General features: G+C 66.3%; 15 protein-coding genes. 3 read left to right on the forward strand and 12 right to left on the reverse strand.

Going from position 1 to position 13,934, the window contains the following annotated elements; translation table 11 throughout:
- Position 1: 1 nt before the first annotated feature.
- The 5 genes from epsC to pdxR all read right to left on the reverse strand — a co-directional run bounded on the left by epsC (position 2) and on the right by pdxR (position 5,445).
- Complete coding sequence (epsC, locus tag IGS58_RS25445) at positions 2–997, reverse strand: serine O-acetyltransferase EpsC (protein ID WP_070257719.1); 996 nt, start codon at positions 995–997, stop codon at positions 2–4.
- Between the two features lie 19 nt (positions 998–1,016).
- The gene (locus tag IGS58_RS25450; protein ID WP_080753547.1) at positions 1,017–1,514 is read right to left on the reverse strand and encodes a rhodanese-like domain-containing protein; all 498 of its coding nucleotides are present in this window, start codon (positions 1,512–1,514) and stop codon (positions 1,017–1,019) included.
- 213 nt (positions 1,515–1,727) lie between these two features.
- Complete coding sequence (gene mnmC / locus IGS58_RS25455; protein WP_230523024.1) at positions 1,728–3,359, reverse strand: FAD-dependent 5-carboxymethylaminomethyl-2-thiouridine(34) oxidoreductase MnmC; 1,632 nt, start codon at positions 3,357–3,359, stop codon at positions 1,728–1,730.
- On the reverse strand, positions 3,359–3,922 hold the full coding sequence (locus IGS58_RS25460; RefSeq protein ID WP_034784387.1) for a DNA-3-methyladenine glycosylase I: 564 nt from the start codon (positions 3,920–3,922) through the stop codon (positions 3,359–3,361). The genes mnmC and IGS58_RS25460 overlap by 1 nt, the downstream gene beginning before the upstream one ends.
- 38 nt (positions 3,923–3,960) lie before the next feature.
- A complete protein-coding gene (gene pdxR, locus IGS58_RS25465; protein ID WP_230523025.1) occupies positions 3,961–5,445 on the reverse strand; it encodes a MocR-like pyridoxine biosynthesis transcription factor PdxR in 1,485 nt (494 codons plus the stop codon).
- 106 nt (positions 5,446–5,551) lie between these two features.
- Here pdxR and IGS58_RS25470 point away from each other — a divergent pair, with 106 nt between their 5' ends.
- Entirely contained in the window at positions 5,552–6,013 is a 462-nt protein-coding gene (locus IGS58_RS25470) for an OsmC family protein (protein WP_070257717.1), read from the forward strand.
- Complete coding sequence (locus IGS58_RS25475; RefSeq protein WP_070257716.1) at positions 6,014–6,667, forward strand: FMN-binding negative transcriptional regulator; 654 nt, start codon at positions 6,014–6,016, stop codon at positions 6,665–6,667.
- A 266-nt stretch (positions 6,668–6,933) separates the two neighbouring features.
- Here the strand turns inward: IGS58_RS25475 and IGS58_RS29105 are convergent, their stop codons facing one another.
- From IGS58_RS29105 to IGS58_RS25490, 4 genes are all read right to left on the reverse strand, one after another.
- On the reverse strand, positions 6,934–7,065 hold the full coding sequence (locus IGS58_RS29105; protein ID WP_256608153.1) for a hypothetical protein: 132 nt from the start codon (positions 7,063–7,065) through the stop codon (positions 6,934–6,936).
- A gap of 10 nt (positions 7,066–7,075) precedes the next feature.
- On the reverse strand, positions 7,076–8,029 hold the full coding sequence (locus tag IGS58_RS25480; protein ID WP_034778494.1) for an AEC family transporter: 954 nt from the start codon (positions 8,027–8,029) through the stop codon (positions 7,076–7,078).
- A 99-nt stretch (positions 8,030–8,128) separates the two neighbouring features.
- On the reverse strand, positions 8,129–8,566 hold the full coding sequence (locus IGS58_RS25485; RefSeq protein WP_230523026.1) for a CHRD domain-containing protein: 438 nt from the start codon (positions 8,564–8,566) through the stop codon (positions 8,129–8,131).
- A 166-nt stretch (positions 8,567–8,732) separates the two neighbouring features.
- The gene (locus tag IGS58_RS25490; RefSeq protein ID WP_034753667.1) at positions 8,733–9,290 is read right to left on the reverse strand and encodes a winged helix-turn-helix transcriptional regulator; all 558 of its coding nucleotides are present in this window, start codon (positions 9,288–9,290) and stop codon (positions 8,733–8,735) included.
- A 254-nt stretch (positions 9,291–9,544) separates the two neighbouring features.
- On the opposite strand from IGS58_RS25490, the gene IGS58_RS25495 reads away from it, so the two are divergent.
- Positions 9,545–9,781, forward strand: coding sequence for a hypothetical protein (locus IGS58_RS25495; RefSeq protein ID WP_230523027.1), 237 nt, complete (start codon positions 9,545–9,547; stop codon positions 9,779–9,781).
- On the opposite strand, the gene IGS58_RS25500 is transcribed toward IGS58_RS25495, so the two are convergent.
- From IGS58_RS25500 to IGS58_RS25510, 3 genes are read right to left on the reverse strand one after another with little or no spacing between them, the layout of a single operon-like run.
- Complete coding sequence (locus IGS58_RS25500) at positions 9,778–10,785, reverse strand: Csu type fimbrial protein (protein ID WP_230523028.1); 1,008 nt, start codon at positions 10,783–10,785, stop codon at positions 9,778–9,780. The genes IGS58_RS25495 and IGS58_RS25500 overlap by 4 nt on opposite strands.
- Positions 10,785–13,136 (reverse strand): fimbria/pilus outer membrane usher protein, encoded by a 2,352-nt coding sequence (locus tag IGS58_RS25505; protein ID WP_230523029.1) that lies wholly within the window; start codon positions 13,134–13,136, stop codon positions 10,785–10,787. The genes IGS58_RS25500 and IGS58_RS25505 overlap by 1 nt, the downstream gene beginning before the upstream one ends.
- Before the next feature lie 57 nt (positions 13,137–13,193).
- Entirely contained in the window at positions 13,194–13,922 is a 729-nt protein-coding gene (locus IGS58_RS25510; RefSeq protein ID WP_225317167.1) for a fimbrial biogenesis chaperone, read from the reverse strand.
- Between the last annotated feature and the right edge of the window lie 12 nt (positions 13,923–13,934).

The following is a 13,934-nucleotide window of genomic DNA, read 5'->3' on the forward strand; positions in this document are numbered from 1 at the left end:
CTCATGGGTGGTGGGCAAAAGCGGGATGGGATGGCGCCGGCAACTCCGGCAGCTCCTGCGCCTCCTGCTGGTTATGCGCTTGCGTGACATGGCTGCCGGGCGCCACGCTGCGGGTCAGCCAGACATTGCCGCCGATGACCGAGCCCTGGCCGATGGTCACCCGTCCCAGGATCGTCGCGCCCGCATAAATGACCACGTCGTCCTGCACGATGGGATGGCGCGCCAGTCCCTTTTTCAGCACGCCGTCGGCGCCGGCGGGAAAGCGCTTGGCGCCCAGGGTGACGGCTTGATAAATGCGCACCCGTTCGCCGATGATGGCCGTCTCGCCGATCACCACGCCGGTGCCATGGTCGATGAAAAAACTGCTGCCGATGATGGCGCCCGGGTGGATGTCGATGCCCGTCTGCGAATGGGCCACTTCGGCGATGATGCGCGCCACCAGCGGCGCGCCCAGCGCATACAGGGTGTGCGCCAGGCGGTAGTGGATGATGGCCAGGATGCCCGGATAGCACAGCAGCACTTCATCGACGCTGTGCGCGGCCGGGTCGCCATGGAAGGCGGCCGCCACGTCCGTGTCGAGCTGGGCGCGGATGCGCGGCAGCGCGCGGGCGAAGCGCTGCACGATGGCCAGCGCCTGCTGTTCGATGGAGACCGTCTGCTGCAAGCCATGCTGGCGCGCGTGGTAACTGAGCTCGCGCCGCACCTGTTCGTGCAGCCCCGTCAAGGTCGTGTCGAGCGTATGGCCGACAAAGAAATCCTCGCTCTCCTGCTGCAGGTCAAGGGGCCCCAGGCGCATGGGGAACAGGGCTGCGCACAGGGCTTTGATGATGTCGTGCAAATGCTGGCGCGACGGGAATTCGCGCGCGCCGCACTCCTGATTGCTGGCCAGTCCATCGCGCCATTGCTCGCGCACGGCGCGCAATTCATCGACGATCTGGCGCAGTTCCCATTGCGGCTGCGCGGCAAGGGAGACAGGGGGAATGGCTCGCTGGTTCATGGTGGTCCCGGGAAGAGAGTTAATCTTGCAGCCAAGGCAGCGCATGCCAGCGCCAGCCACCGCTGTGGCCACGCTGCTGCTGCTCGTCGAGGTCGCCCTCGAAGCCTTGCGCGATATTGAAGACATGCGTGAAACCCGCCTTGGCGGCCGCTTCGGCGGCTGCGGCCGAGCGCTTGCCGCTGCGGCACAGCAGCACCACGACGGCATCCTTGCCGCCCACCTTCGCTTCCAGTTCGCGCGTAAAGCGGGGATTGCGGTTCATGGACGTGCCGGTCGCCCACGCCACGTGCAGCGAGGCCGGCACGTAGCCGACGAAGGTGCGTTCCTCGTTGGTGCGCACGTCGACCAGCACGGCTTTGCCGGCCTGCACCAACTGCCACGCATCCTGCGCGCTGACGATACCCGCATACGGCAAGCCCTGCGCCTGCGCCTGGGCGCGCGCGAGATTGAGTACCTCGTCAAAAGCAGCCTCGCCGTGCCCGGCGCGGGGATCGAAAATCAGTTCTGCAGCAGCCATCTTTCCACCTCTTTATTCCGTCGTCAAAAACCAGCACGAGTCCACTGTAGCGAACTTATGTTGTTCGGAAAACAAATTAAAAAGAGTTTGGAAAGCTGAAAAACGTATATGGGGTCGGTGTATGGGGTCAGACCCTCACACGCGTTGGCGCCAGGCTTGGCGTCAGCGGTGTTGGGGGTCTGCCCCTAGCCCTCGCCTGCTCTGCGCCTACGCTCAAGCAGCGCGGCGGCGTTCGCGAAGTAAAAAACGGGCAGGATCGAGCGCCTCTGCCAACTGACGTTCCAGCGGCAGCGGCTCGCCCTCCAGCTGGCATGCCAGCAGCTCGGCCGCCAGCGGCGCCCAGATCAGGCCGCGCGAGGCGTAACCGAGCAAACCAAACAGGCCAGGCCAGCGCGGTACGTCGCGCAGGCGCTCGCAGCGGCCTGGGACGCCGGGGTCGGGCAAGGCGCCCGCCAGCGGCAGGCGGTCCGGCGCCATGCAGCGAAATCCCGTGCGGCCCGCCAGCGGCGCATCGAACGGGGCGACGCCCAGGATGTCGGCGATCTTCCCAATATTGTCTTCCTGGCTCGATGGGCGCAAGTCGGTGTCCGCATCGGCATCGTAGCTGGCGCCCACGCAGACGACACCCTGGTGCGCCGGCGTCATGTAGGCTTCGCGGCAGACGACGAACGGCAACGAGGGCAAGCTGCCTTCGGCCAGGTGCGTGACCTGGCCGCGCACGGCGTCCAGCGGCAGGCCCGCCGCCTGCTCGAAATCAACTGCCCCCGTGCCGGCCGCCAGGATGACGGTGGGCGCGGCCGCGATCAAGGTGCCTTGCGCATCGCGCACCAGCCATTCCTCATCGCCACGCTCCAGGCGCAGGGCGCTGCTGGAAAAGCGCCGCGTAAGCAAGGCGCCGCAGGCGTCCAGCATGGCCGCGCAGACGGAAGACGGGCGCGCCCAGCCGCCCTGTTCGAACCACCAGGCGCCATCGGGCGCCGGCGCGCCCAGCATGGCGCTCGCCTCGGGCGCTTCCAGCCAGCGGGCGAATTCGCGCGGATACAGGCCACTGGCGGCGATCTGCCGCTGCACCTGCGCATGCGCGCCGTCGCGCGCCAGGTGCAACACGCCGCTTTGCACACCCTCGATGGCGGCGCCGATGCCGCCCAGGTCTTTCCAGCGGCTCAGCGAGTACAGGTAGGCGGTGCGCACCAGGCGCGTGGCGATATTGTCGTCCTTCGACATCAGCGGCATGAAGATGCCGGCCAGGTTGCCCGACGCCTCGCTGGCCGGCTGCGCGTGGCGCTCGATCAAGGTCACCTTCCAGCCGCGCGCGGCCAGCCGTTCGCAGGCGGCCGCGCCGGCCACGCCCGCGCCGATGACGATGGCGCGCCGCTCGGGCACGGTGACGGCCGCGTACTCTTCGCGCCGCGCATAAAACACGGCGCGCAGGCGGCTCTCGTCGAAGACAAACCCATTCTTTTGCAGGGCGGCGCGCTGCGCCTCGTCCAGGTGCACGGCCTGCAGGCGGGCGCCGTCCATCATCAGGCGCGCCAGCACCGGCGTGGCTGCGGGCACCCAGGCCAGGTGTACTTCATCGACTCGCGCCGACAATTGCGCCAGGCAGGCATCGGGCTCGCCGATCAGCACATCGAGCGTGACGAGGCCATCGTGCGACACCATGCGGTGCAGGCCCGGCACGCAGGGCGGCCACTGTGCACGCCACTGCTCGGGCAAGTGGCGCGCATCGACGGGACGCGGCGCCAGCGCGATGTAATGGAGGCGGCGGCCGCCATGCGCCGCACAGGCGGCGCGCAAGCGGGCGCCGTCAAAATCCGTGTCGAGCAGGACGAGAGCGCGGCGCATCAGCGCCCCGCCCGGCAAAAGCAGGTGGGTGCATGGTCATTGACCATGCCGATGCCCTGCATGTAGGCGTAGATGATGGTCGAGCCGACGAACTTGAAACCCCGCTTGAGCAAGTCTTTCGAGAGTTTGTCGGACAAGGCCGTCTTGGCGGGAAATTCGCCCGGCTGCCAGCTGTTGACGATAGGCTGGCCATCGACATACGCCCACAGGAAGCTGTCCAGGGTCTGCCCTTCCGCGCGCAGGCGCAGGTAGGCTTGCGCATTCGTGATGGCGGCCGCCACCTTCAGGCGGTTGCGCACGATGCCGGGATCGAGCAGCAGCTGCGCCACCTTGTCCGGGCCATACGCGGCGATTTTTTCAGCATCCCAGCCGTCGAAGGCGGCGCGGTAGGTATCGCGCTTGTTGAGGATGGTTTCCCAGCTCAGGCCCGCCTGCGCGCCTTCCAGGTTCAGCATCTCGAACAGCCGGCGCTCGTCGTGGCAGGGCACGCCCCACTCTGTATCGTGGTAGTCGAGATAACGGGGATTGGCCGGGTTGGCCCAGGCGCAGCGGGTAATATTCATGGTCGTGTTCTTCATGTGCAGGCAAGTCCCAGTATAGTTTATCGGCCGCGCAGGATGCGGCCCAGTTCCTGCAAGCCGTGCGCCATCTCGGCCGGGGGAATCGCCGCAAAGCCCAGCAGCAGCCCGCGTGGCGTGACACACTCCGGGCCTGCCGCCGGATCCGCATAGTGGCCCAGCGGACGCAATTCGATGCCATGTTCCAGCCCTGCGCGCGCGACGGTATCCTCATCGTGGCCGGCGCGAAAATACGCGCACAGTTCCAGGCCGCTGTCGGCCGGGCCGCACGCGAGCTGGTCGCCCAGTTCGCGCGCGATACCGCGCACCAGCAGGTCGCGCCGTTCGGCATTGCTGTCGCGCGTGCGGCGGATATGCCGGCCAAAGTGCCCTTCGGCGATGAAGTCGGCCAGCGCCATCTGCGGCACGATGGCCGTGTGCCGGTCCATCACGGCCTTGGCTTGCACCAGCGCGTCGGCCAGCGCGGGCGGCGCCACCATATAGCCCAGGCGCAGCCCCGGGAACAGCACCTTCGACAAAGTACCCACGTACACCACGCAGCCGGCCCGGTCCAGGCTTTGCAGCGAGGCCAGCGGCGCGCCCGAGTAGCGGTATTCGCTGTCGTAATCGTCTTCCACCAGCCAGGCTTTATTTTGCGCGGCCCAGGCCAGCAGGGCCAGGCGGCGGGGCAAGCTCATGCTCACGCCCAGCGGCATCTGGTGCGATGGCGTCACGTACGCCAGCTTCGCCTGCGGACAGTGCGCCACGCCATACGCCACGTCCAGCCCCTGCGCATCGACGGGAACCGGGAAGACGCGCGCGCCGGCCGCGCGCAGCGGGCCGCTGGCGCCCCGGTAGCCGGGCGACTCCATCCAGGCCGAGTCGCCCGGCGCCAGCAGGATGGTCGACAGCAGGAACAGCGCCTGCTGCGAACCGGAAGTGATGACGACCTGCTGCGGCGTGCACTGCACGCCGCGCGAGGCTTTCAAGTACACGCACAGCAGTTCGCGCAGCGGCAGGTAACCGGCCGGGTCGCTGTAGCCGAAATGGTGGTCGGGCCGGCGCCAGCGCCGCGCTTCCAGGCGGTTCCACACGTCGAACGGGAAGTGGTCGATGCGCGGCATGCCGACACGGAAAGCGCGCAACGGCCCCCGGTGGAACGCCACCTGGCGCATGGCCGCCACCACGCCCTGCCCGCGCGCCGACAGGGGCCGCAGCAGGCCGGGCGCGTCCGCCCTGGCGGGCGGCGCTGCCAGGGGGACGTCGATGCTGACAAAGGTGCCCCGCCCCACGGCGCCGTCGAGATAGCCTTCGGCCGTCAGAAGCGCATATGCATTGAGCACCGTCTGGCGCGACACGGCCAGCAGGCGGCAAAACTCGCGCGTGGGCGGCAACTGCATGCCGGGACTCATGCGGCCATCGAGGATGGCCGCCTTGATGGCCGCATACAGCTGGCGAAACAGCGGCTCGCTGGCGCCGCGCTGCAGCGGCAAGGCGGCGATGATCTGGTGCAGGTGGGATGCTGGCATGGTGGCGCTCTTGAATTGGTAGCTTAAAGATAGCACTTATTGGCTGTTTTAAATAGCCAAGACTGACGCTAAGATGGCACATCCCTTCTACTCTTGCGGAGCACCCATGCATCAGTTTTTCGCCACCGTCGCCTGGCAGCGCGACGGCCAGGATTTCGCCAGCCAGCGCTACAGCCGTGGCCATGCATGGCAGTTCGACGGCGGCCTGACGGTAGCCGCCTCGTCGTCGCCCCTGTCCGTGCCCCTGCCCATGTCAGTGGCGGAAAATATCGATCCGGAAGAAGCGCTGGTGGCCGCCACGTCGAGCTGCCACATGCTGTTCTTCCTGTCGCTGGCGGCGCAGCGCGGCTACGTCATCGACGACTACCGCGACGATGCCGTCGGCGAACTGGGCAAGAATGCACAAGGCCGCCTGGCCATGACGCGCATCGTTCTGCGTCCGCGCATCGCCTTCGCGGGAACGCCGCCCTCGCCCGACGCGCTGGCGGCCCTGCACCACGACGCACACGAGCGCTGCTACATCGCCAATTCGCTGACGGCCGACGTGGTCGTGGAAGGAGCGCACTAGATGTACACGCCCGCCAGCTTTCGCGAAGAGCGCCTCGACGTGCTGCATGGCCTGATCGCCGCGCATCCGCTGGGCGCGCTGGTGCGCCATGGCGACTATGGCCTGTGCGCCGACCATCTGCCGTTCGAGATCGCCGCGCCCACGCCCGAGGCCCCGTTCGGCATCCTGCGCGCCCACGTGGCGCGCACCAATCCGCTGTGGCGCGGGGCCGGCGGGAACGATGAATGCATGGTGATTTTCCAGGGGCCGCACGCCTACATCACGCCCGCCTGGTATGCGGAAAAGCAGCGCAGCGGCAAGGAAGTCCCTACCTTCAATTACGCCGTGGTGCATGCCCACGGCCCCTTGCGCGCCATCGACGATGCGGCGTGGCTGCTGGGATTGGTGGAGCGGCTGACGGCGCGCCATGAAGCGGGGCTAGCCGCGCCATGGCAGGTGGCCGATGCGCCGGCCGGCTATATCGGGAAACTCTTGAAAGCCATCGTCGGCATCGAAATCCCCCTCACGCGCATCACGGGAAAATGGAAGCTGGGACAGAACCGCAGCATGCAGGACCAGGCCAGCATGGCGCATGGCCTGGCGCTGGACAACCAGCCCGGTGCGGCGCAGGCCCTGGGCGCGCTGATCGCCGCCAACGTCACGCCAGCCAGCTGACGGCCGCTGAAAACGTTAGAAACGACAGCGCCGTCGAGACCAGAATGATGCGGGCGATGCGCGCCGCGCAGTGCTCACGATGATGCGCAAGGCGCGCGGCGTGGCCCGGGCCAACGAGTCACCCTCACGCCAGCCAGCTGACGGCTGCCGAAAACGTCAAAAACGACAGCGCCGTCGACACTAAAATGATGCGGGCGATGCGCGCCGCGCAGTGCTCACGATGATGCGCAAGGCGCGCGGCGAGGCCCGGTGCCACTCGGCCACCCTCACGCCAGCCAGCTGACGGCCGCCGAAAACGTCAGGAACGACAGCGCCGTCGACACTAAAATGATGCGGGCGATGCGCGCTGCGCTGTGCTCACGATGATGCGCAAGGCGCGCGGCGAGGCCCGGTGCCACTCGGCCACCCTCACGCCAGCCAGCTGACGGCCGCCGAAAACGTCAGGAACGACAGCGCCGTCGAGACCAGAATGATGCGGGCGATGCGCGCAGTATTCGCGCCGAAGCGTTCCGACAGCAGCGAGACGTTGCTGGCGCTGGGCAGGCAAGCCACCAGCACCATGCAGGTCAGCGCGAACGGATCGAGCGGCGCGCCCAGCGCGATGGCCGCGTGGCCGATGCCCCACACCAGCAGCGGATGCAGCAGCAGTTTTTTCAGCGCCACGGGCACATATTCTCCCAGGGGCGCGGGGTCGCTCGTGCTCATTTGCGAACGGGCCAGCACGGCGCCGATGGTAAACAAGGCGACAGGCGAGGCGGCGTCGGCCAGCAGGCCCACCGTCTGCATCAACGGCTTGGGCAAGGCCAGTTCCAGCCACGACGACAAGGCACCGAGCACGATCGCCCACGGCATCGGATTGCCGGCCATGCCTTTCATGGCATTGACGACGGCGGCGCGGCTGCCGTGCGCGCCGCCGCTGCCGATGCGCGACAGGGCGATGCACAGCGAGCTGGTAATCAACATGTCGACGACGATGGTGACGATGACGGGACCAGACGAACGGGGGCCGAGCAAGGTCAATAGCAGGGGCACGCCCATGAAGCCCGTATTCGGGAAGGCCGCCACCAGCGCACCGAAGGCGGCGTTGTTCCAGTCGATGCGGTGGCTCAGGGTCATGGCCATGGTGACGCCCACCATGATCAGCGCGCACAGCAGGTAGACGCCGAACACGCTGGCGTCGAGCAGCTGCGCGATGGGCGTGGCGGCGCCGAAGCGGTACAGCATGCAGGGCAACGCGAAGTACAGGACAAAACTGTTCAAGCCGCCGATGGCGGCCAGCGGCAGCAGCTTGCGCCGCACGGCCAGGTAGCCGCACAGCACCAGGGCGAAGAAGGGAAAGGTGATGGCGAGGATGGTCAGCATGGAGCGCCATTGTAGCGCGCACCGTGCACCGGCCGCCTGGCGCAAAAAAAGGCCGCTCGCGCGGCCCAAGGAGGTTTCGGGGATAACGCCGCTGGCCGGCTAGGGCTTGAGCTGGGCGCGGATCTCGCCTGCCGGATAGGCGGCGCTGTGCACGTTCACGTACAGGTTGCCGGCCTGGTAGCTCGCATACTGGGGCGGCGTGAGCACGGCGCCGGCCGGCACGGCAAACATGCCTTCGGCGGTTTTCACCAGCGGCACGATGACGGGACCATTGGCGCCGGCGGGCGCTTCATGGATATGCGCGACGGTCGCCAGCATGCCCGTGTAGCGCACGCCGCCGCTGACGCTGCGGTCGCGGGCGACGCGGAGATTGCTGCTGCCGCTGGCCGTGCTGGTATTGGCAGGCACTTCCTGCGCCCCCGTCAAGGTGACGTCATGGCCGCCCGGCTCATGCGGGCCATGGAAACAGGCGCCCAGCAGGACGGCCAGCGCCAGCACGCTGGCGGCGCGGCAAGCGTGTTGTTGCAGTGTGCTCATCGCAGTACTCCTTTCACGGACATCGGCTCACGGCTGGCGCCCTGCCCCGCCCACACAGCCGGGCCGGGCTTGCGCCGCACTTGAGTTGCATAGTGCGACAGTAACGCCATGCCGCCGTGTCCGCTTTGCTGTACGCCAAACTTGCTGCTCGCCTGCCAGCGCGTCCTCAGGCCAGGTGGCCTTCCGCCACCCAGCCGCGGTTGGCGGCCGGCGCCTTCGGCTTGGGTGCGATGCCGCTGCTTTTTTCCGCGTCGAGGATGATGCTGCGCATGCTGTCGCTGGCGGCAGGTCCGGGCGCGAATGCGTAGTACTCGTCATTGATGGGCAAGCCTGTCGTGGCGTCGACCAGTACCGGATCGGCTGCCAGGCCCGTGTCGCGGCTGGCGATGACGAGGCTGGCGCCTTCCGGCGCGAAGTTTTCATTACCCCAGGCAATAAACGCCAGCAAGACGGGCTTGAAGGCGCGCCCGGACTTGGTCAGCACATAGTCGTAGCGGGGCGGCTTGGCGCAATACAGGCGGCGCGTCATCAGGCCCCCTTCCACCAGGTCGGCCAGGCGGCGCGTCAGGATGGTGGGCGCGATCTTGAGGCTTTTTTCAAATTCGTCGAAGCGCGTCTTGCCATAAAATGCTTCGCGCAGGATGAGGATGCTCCACCATTCACCCACCTTGCCCAGGCTGCGAGCAATCGGGCAAGGCAAATTATTAAAGTTGGTATGTTTCATGGCCATCTCCTCACGTTGATTCAACACAACAATCGAAAAAGTATTTCAGTTGCAATACGGAAACTTAGTTACTATCATCTTGAAAGCTACGCTCACCCCATGATGGCGGCCTGAAAATACGCACAAACTCACACTTTTCTTGTTCCAGTACAATCATGGCTCGTTCTGTCCCCCTCAACCCGGTACGAAAAATGGTGTCAGCCTTGCCATGCGGCGTCGCTGACCACGCCCGTTTTTCGCCAGATGCATCCAAGATGACTCCTTTGAAGCTTGCCGTACTGCCAACCCTGTTTGCCCTTGCCGTTTGCCAGACCACCACCGCCGGTACCGTCTCTTCCGCATCGTTCCAGGCCACCTTCGTCGTCCACGATGCGTGCACCATCGTCTCGCAGCGCGGCGGCGCCCAGGTACGCTGCCAGCACAACACGCCCTATCTGCTGCTCCAGCAGGCAACGCCATCGGGCGCCGACCTCGTCACCGTCACGTTCTAAAAATAAATCGTTGCCGTCACCGTATCCTTGTAGTCGCCGGGACGCGGCGACACCTGCGCCGGCACGCGGCCGTAGATCGTCAGCGGCACGCTGGCGCCCGTACCCGTGCCTGTCACCATGCTGGTGCCAGCCGTGCCATCGCCCCATGGCGCACCGTCGAGGGTGGCTGACAGCAGGTAACTGACCTTGTCCGTGGTGACGGTGTTCTTCATTTGCCGGTTGGCCACATTAAGCGCCACGCTGCCGCCGTTGAGGGCAATCTGGTAGGCATTGTTGTTCACGCAACGCACGGACAAGGTGCTGGTGCTGCGCAGGTTGCCCGTCAGGATGGAAGCGTTCGCAAACGCCATCGGCGTGGCCGTGATGGTGCAATCGTTGACGGCCGTGGCATTCACCGTGAAACCGAAGCTGCCGCTGCTGGCCGTGCACCCCTGCAGGTTGATGAGGCCATACGTGGTGTAGGTATAGGTGCCCACGCCGGCAAAGCTCGACGTATAGACGGTATTGGCATTGGCGACCGTGGGCACGGCGGCCAGGGCCGCCCCGGCGGGGATCTTTGCGTACACGGTAAAGGTGGTGGAATACGTGCCGGGCGGCGCCAGCAAGCCGGCCGACAGGATCATGCCGAAGGTCGACGGCGCGCCCGTCACGCCGGCGCCGCCCCAGATCTTCGCCGTCGCATACGAATTGTCCACGTACACGTTGTACTCCATGCGATTGCTGCCGTTGCCCAGCTTGCGCGGCAGGGCCGACGTGGAATTCGTGCCCAGCCCCAGCGAGATGCACACTTGCGCATTGGGCGTGAGCAACTGTCCCAGGTTCAGCGACGAAAACAGGCAACTGAAGGTCCCCGTTGCCTGCGCCACGTAATCGGTGCCGGAAATCGGGCTGACGGTGCCGAAATCGATATTCGTCATGCTGACCGTGCAGGTATCGGCCGCCTGCGCCACGCTGCCCCAGGCACAGCCTAGCAGCAGAGTCAGCCATAGCAGCAGGCGGCGCATCAGCGGCCTGCCCCGGCGCCGACAGCAGCGCTAACGCAGCGCAGCGGCCCGATCACGGGCAAACCGCCCGCCGCCGGACGCGCATAGGCAAAACGCACCGTGCATGCGCTGTCGCCCTCGCCAACTTGCAGCTGATTCTGCTCAAGCAGATCATCGACGAAAATGATGCCGTCAAATCCCACCACCGTCTGCTTGCCACTTTGCACGTGCAACACGGGCAAGCCCGTGGCCAGCGGCCTGCCCTGCGCATCCTGGACGATGACGGTGGCCGCGCTGTAGCGCTCGATGGGAAAGGCCGCCAGCACACCCGCCAGGTGCTGCGGCACGACATTGATATTGCTCACGGGTACCCGCGCGTCAACATCGAGTTCATCCGTGGCGATGCTGATCTGGTTATTGCCATAGGGATTCAAATTCGGCACCAGCAGATAGCCGCCCCTGCCCGTCACGCCGATCTGGCGGTTTTCATGCAACACAGGAATATTGCCCACGCCACCCGTGGAGACCAGCGCAAAACCGTTGCCCACCTGGCGCGCCGTCTCGATATGGCCATCCATCAGCACCAGCGCGCCAGCCGCGCCCAGCGAGGAGGCATTGCCCATGCTGCTGCTTTGCGTGCGCGCGCTCACGCGGCCGTCATTGCCCAGGTATTCCACCTGCGCCTGGCGATAGGCATTGCTGCCCGCCGTGCCAGCCTGCAAGTTCCAGCCGAAGCCGCCGCCAAAGTCCGCCGCGCGCTGTGCGCTGATGCTGCGGCCGCTCTCGCCGTTCTGCCGGCTGCTGTTCACGCTGATGGCCAGATTGTTGTCGAAGGCCATGCTCAGGCCAAAGTAGAAGCCCCGCTTCTCGCGTTGCCGCAAGTCCTGGAACAGGCTGGCGTTGAAGAACAGGCCGTGAAACAGGGTGGCCGAATAGCCAAAGGTGGCCAGCTTCGATGGCGGCGCGCCAGGCGTGCGGTAGCTGATGTAGCTGCTGCTGATGCTGCTTCCTGCCGGCAATGGCAGGCTGACGGTAAGGCGGTCCGCCGCGCGCACCACGGGGCTGCCGTCGCGCGAGGCCAGGTCGCCAAACCCGGCGCTGGCGCGCACGCTTTGCGCATCCACGCTGAAGCGCGGCCCCATGTACTGGTAACCGGCGCCCAGCTGCACGCCACGGCTGCGGCCGGCGCTGGCCGACAGCGAACCGTTGAGCACACCCGCCTGGCCCAGCCGCACCAGTGCGCCCGCCCCCGCCTGATACAGGCCGGCGGCCAGTTCCGCATGGCCTTCAATGGTGAAGTTATCGCTGACGCCATGGCGGCCGGAAGCGCTGGCGACCAGTTGCCGTTCATAGCCGAACAGGCGGCGGCCATAGTCGCGCCGCACGGCGCCCGCCTCGACCGAGTAATCGCTCAAGCCGCCGGCCAGCATGCGCGTATCGACATACAGGGGCAGCACGGTCGTCACGCTGCGCCCCAGCGCATCGCGCGTGATGATGGTGGCTTGCCCGGCGCCATTGATGCCGGCCACCTGGTTCAGTACAAATGGACCGCTGGGTACGCTGGCAGCATATTGCTGCACGCCGTTGACATACAGGCTCAGCGACGAAGGCACGAGCGCCGTGCCATCGACGGAGGCGACAGGAAAGGTCAGCAGGTCAGGGCGCAGCTGGAAATTCTTGCGCCACTGCAGGCCGCCGACGCGCACGGCGCGGCTCCAGCTGAGCGACGAGGAAATCAGGTCGCCCACCTGCCACGTTTGCAAGGTCTCGGGGTTCGCATGGCTCCAGAAGGTGTCAAAGCGCATGTATTTGCGCTGGTCCGACCCCAGGTTCACCGTGCCGGTATTGCTGAAGACGCCGCTGTCATTAAAATAACGCAAATCGTTGAAGATGGCGGCGCGCCGCGTCTGGCCCAGCTCCGCATACGCTTCGTAATTGAGCACGGCGCCGGGCGTGACGCGCGATGGCGGCGTCTGCGCCGCCGTGCGCGCGCTGATGCGGTAAGGCGAGCGCAAGTCGTCCGCCACCTGCAGCGACACGCTCTGGCGCGCCGCATCATAGTCATAGCGAAGTCCGGGAATCGCATCGAGCGCCACCTCGGCCTGACCGGATGCGCCCAGGCGCGCCGGGTCCAGCCCCAGCTGCTGCAGGTTCGCCACACTGCTGCGCAAGCCTTTGCCCACCTGGGTAAAGCGCAAGATCAGCCCGGTTGATTCAGCATTCACAGTGACCTCCAGATACAGTTCATTCGGCGCCGCCGGATCGCTGGGCAAGCTGGCGGGACCCGGATCGGCGCCCGTCACGGCCGCCGCATCGGCCCTGGCCAGCGGCGCCATGGCCAGCAGCAGCAAGGATGCCAGGACGCATTTCATGGTTTCGCCGCTTGCGCCCTAGGCGCGCAGCAAGCCGGCCCGTCATGGCAGCCATGTTCAAGGTGTCGAATTCTTGGCAATGAGTGCCTTGGCATTCACATTTACCGCAATACTCAACGGCCCATCCAGTTCAGCCTCCCTGGCAACGGGCAGGCGCCATACGCGCATGCGTGCCGCCAGGACATAACCAAACAGCCCCTTGCTGATGACAAACTCCTTGCCCGCCTGGTTCGTCAATGTCATCGCACCGATCTGCGCATGGAAATTGCCGCTGTTCTTGACACGCAACATCCACTCGCCCTGTTCGCGGAACACTTGCCAGTCGAGCACTTCCTTGCCCGGCGCACCGGCCGGCAGCACGAACACGGGCACCGAGTAGCGCAGGCGGATATCGACGCCGCTGCGGCCCGCCTCATCTTCGCGGCTGACTTCATCGATGAGCACGCGATACGTCTTTTCCTGCGCGACAGGGCCAGCCTGGGCACGCACCAGGCGGATCGTCTGCCGGCTGTTGGCGGCGATTTCGACGATCGGCGGACTGGCCACCAGTTCCTGCGTCGGCGCCAGCGTTTCCTCGCCATCGCGCTGATCCCAGACGAACACGCGCACCTGCCCGTAGATGGGCTGGTCGCCGAGGTTTTGCAGGCTGATGCCGGCCGCACTCTGTGCGGCGCGCAAATTGAGCGTCACCGGCGAAATCTGCAGGCTGGCGCCGTGCGCGCCCGCCGCGCAGCAAGCCAGCAATGCCAGCACGCCTTTCATCAGGGAAGCAGCACAGGCCTTCACGCAGCGCCTGGC

The sequence above is a fragment of the Janthinobacterium sp. EB271-G4-7A genome, assembly GCF_020858075.1.
In the GTDB taxonomy this organism is placed as follows: Bacteria; Pseudomonadota; Gammaproteobacteria; order Burkholderiales; family Burkholderiaceae_D; genus Janthinobacterium; species Janthinobacterium lividum.

Coding starts and splice junctions, on each gene's coding strand:
- epsC (WP_070257719.1), bottom strand. CDS start 997: ATGAACCAGCGAGCCATTCCCCCTGTCTCCCTTGCCGCGCAGCCGCAA.
- IGS58_RS25450 (WP_080753547.1), bottom strand. CDS start 1,514: ATGGCTGCTGCAGAACTGATTTTCGATCCCCGCGCCGGGCACGGCGAG.
- mnmC (WP_230523024.1), bottom strand. CDS start 3,359: ATGCGCCGCGCTCTCGTCCTGCTCGACACGGATTTTGACGGCGCCCGC.
- IGS58_RS25460 (WP_034784387.1), bottom strand. CDS start 3,922: ATGAATATTACCCGCTGCGCCTGGGCCAACCCGGCCAATCCCCGTTAT.
- pdxR (WP_230523025.1), bottom strand. CDS start 5,445: ATGCCAGCATCCCACCTGCACCAGATCATCGCCGCCTTGCCGCTGCAG.
- IGS58_RS25470 (WP_070257717.1), top strand. CDS start 5,552: ATGCATCAGTTTTTCGCCACCGTCGCCTGGCAGCGCGACGGCCAGGAT.
- IGS58_RS25475 (WP_070257716.1), top strand. CDS start 6,014: ATGTACACGCCCGCCAGCTTTCGCGAAGAGCGCCTCGACGTGCTGCAT.
- IGS58_RS25480 (WP_034778494.1), bottom strand. CDS start 8,029: ATGCTGACCATCCTCGCCATCACCTTTCCCTTCTTCGCCCTGGTGCTG.
- IGS58_RS25485 (WP_230523026.1), bottom strand. CDS start 8,566: ATGAGCACACTGCAACAACACGCTTGCCGCGCCGCCAGCGTGCTGGCG.
- IGS58_RS25490 (WP_034753667.1), bottom strand. CDS start 9,290: ATGAAACATACCAACTTTAATAATTTGCCTTGCCCGATTGCTCGCAGC.
- IGS58_RS25495 (WP_230523027.1), top strand. CDS start 9,545: ATGACTCCTTTGAAGCTTGCCGTACTGCCAACCCTGTTTGCCCTTGCC.
- IGS58_RS25500 (WP_230523028.1), bottom strand. CDS start 10,785: ATGCGCCGCCTGCTGCTATGGCTGACTCTGCTGCTAGGCTGTGCCTGG.
- IGS58_RS25505 (WP_230523029.1), bottom strand. CDS start 13,136: ATGAAATGCGTCCTGGCATCCTTGCTGCTGCTGGCCATGGCGCCGCTG.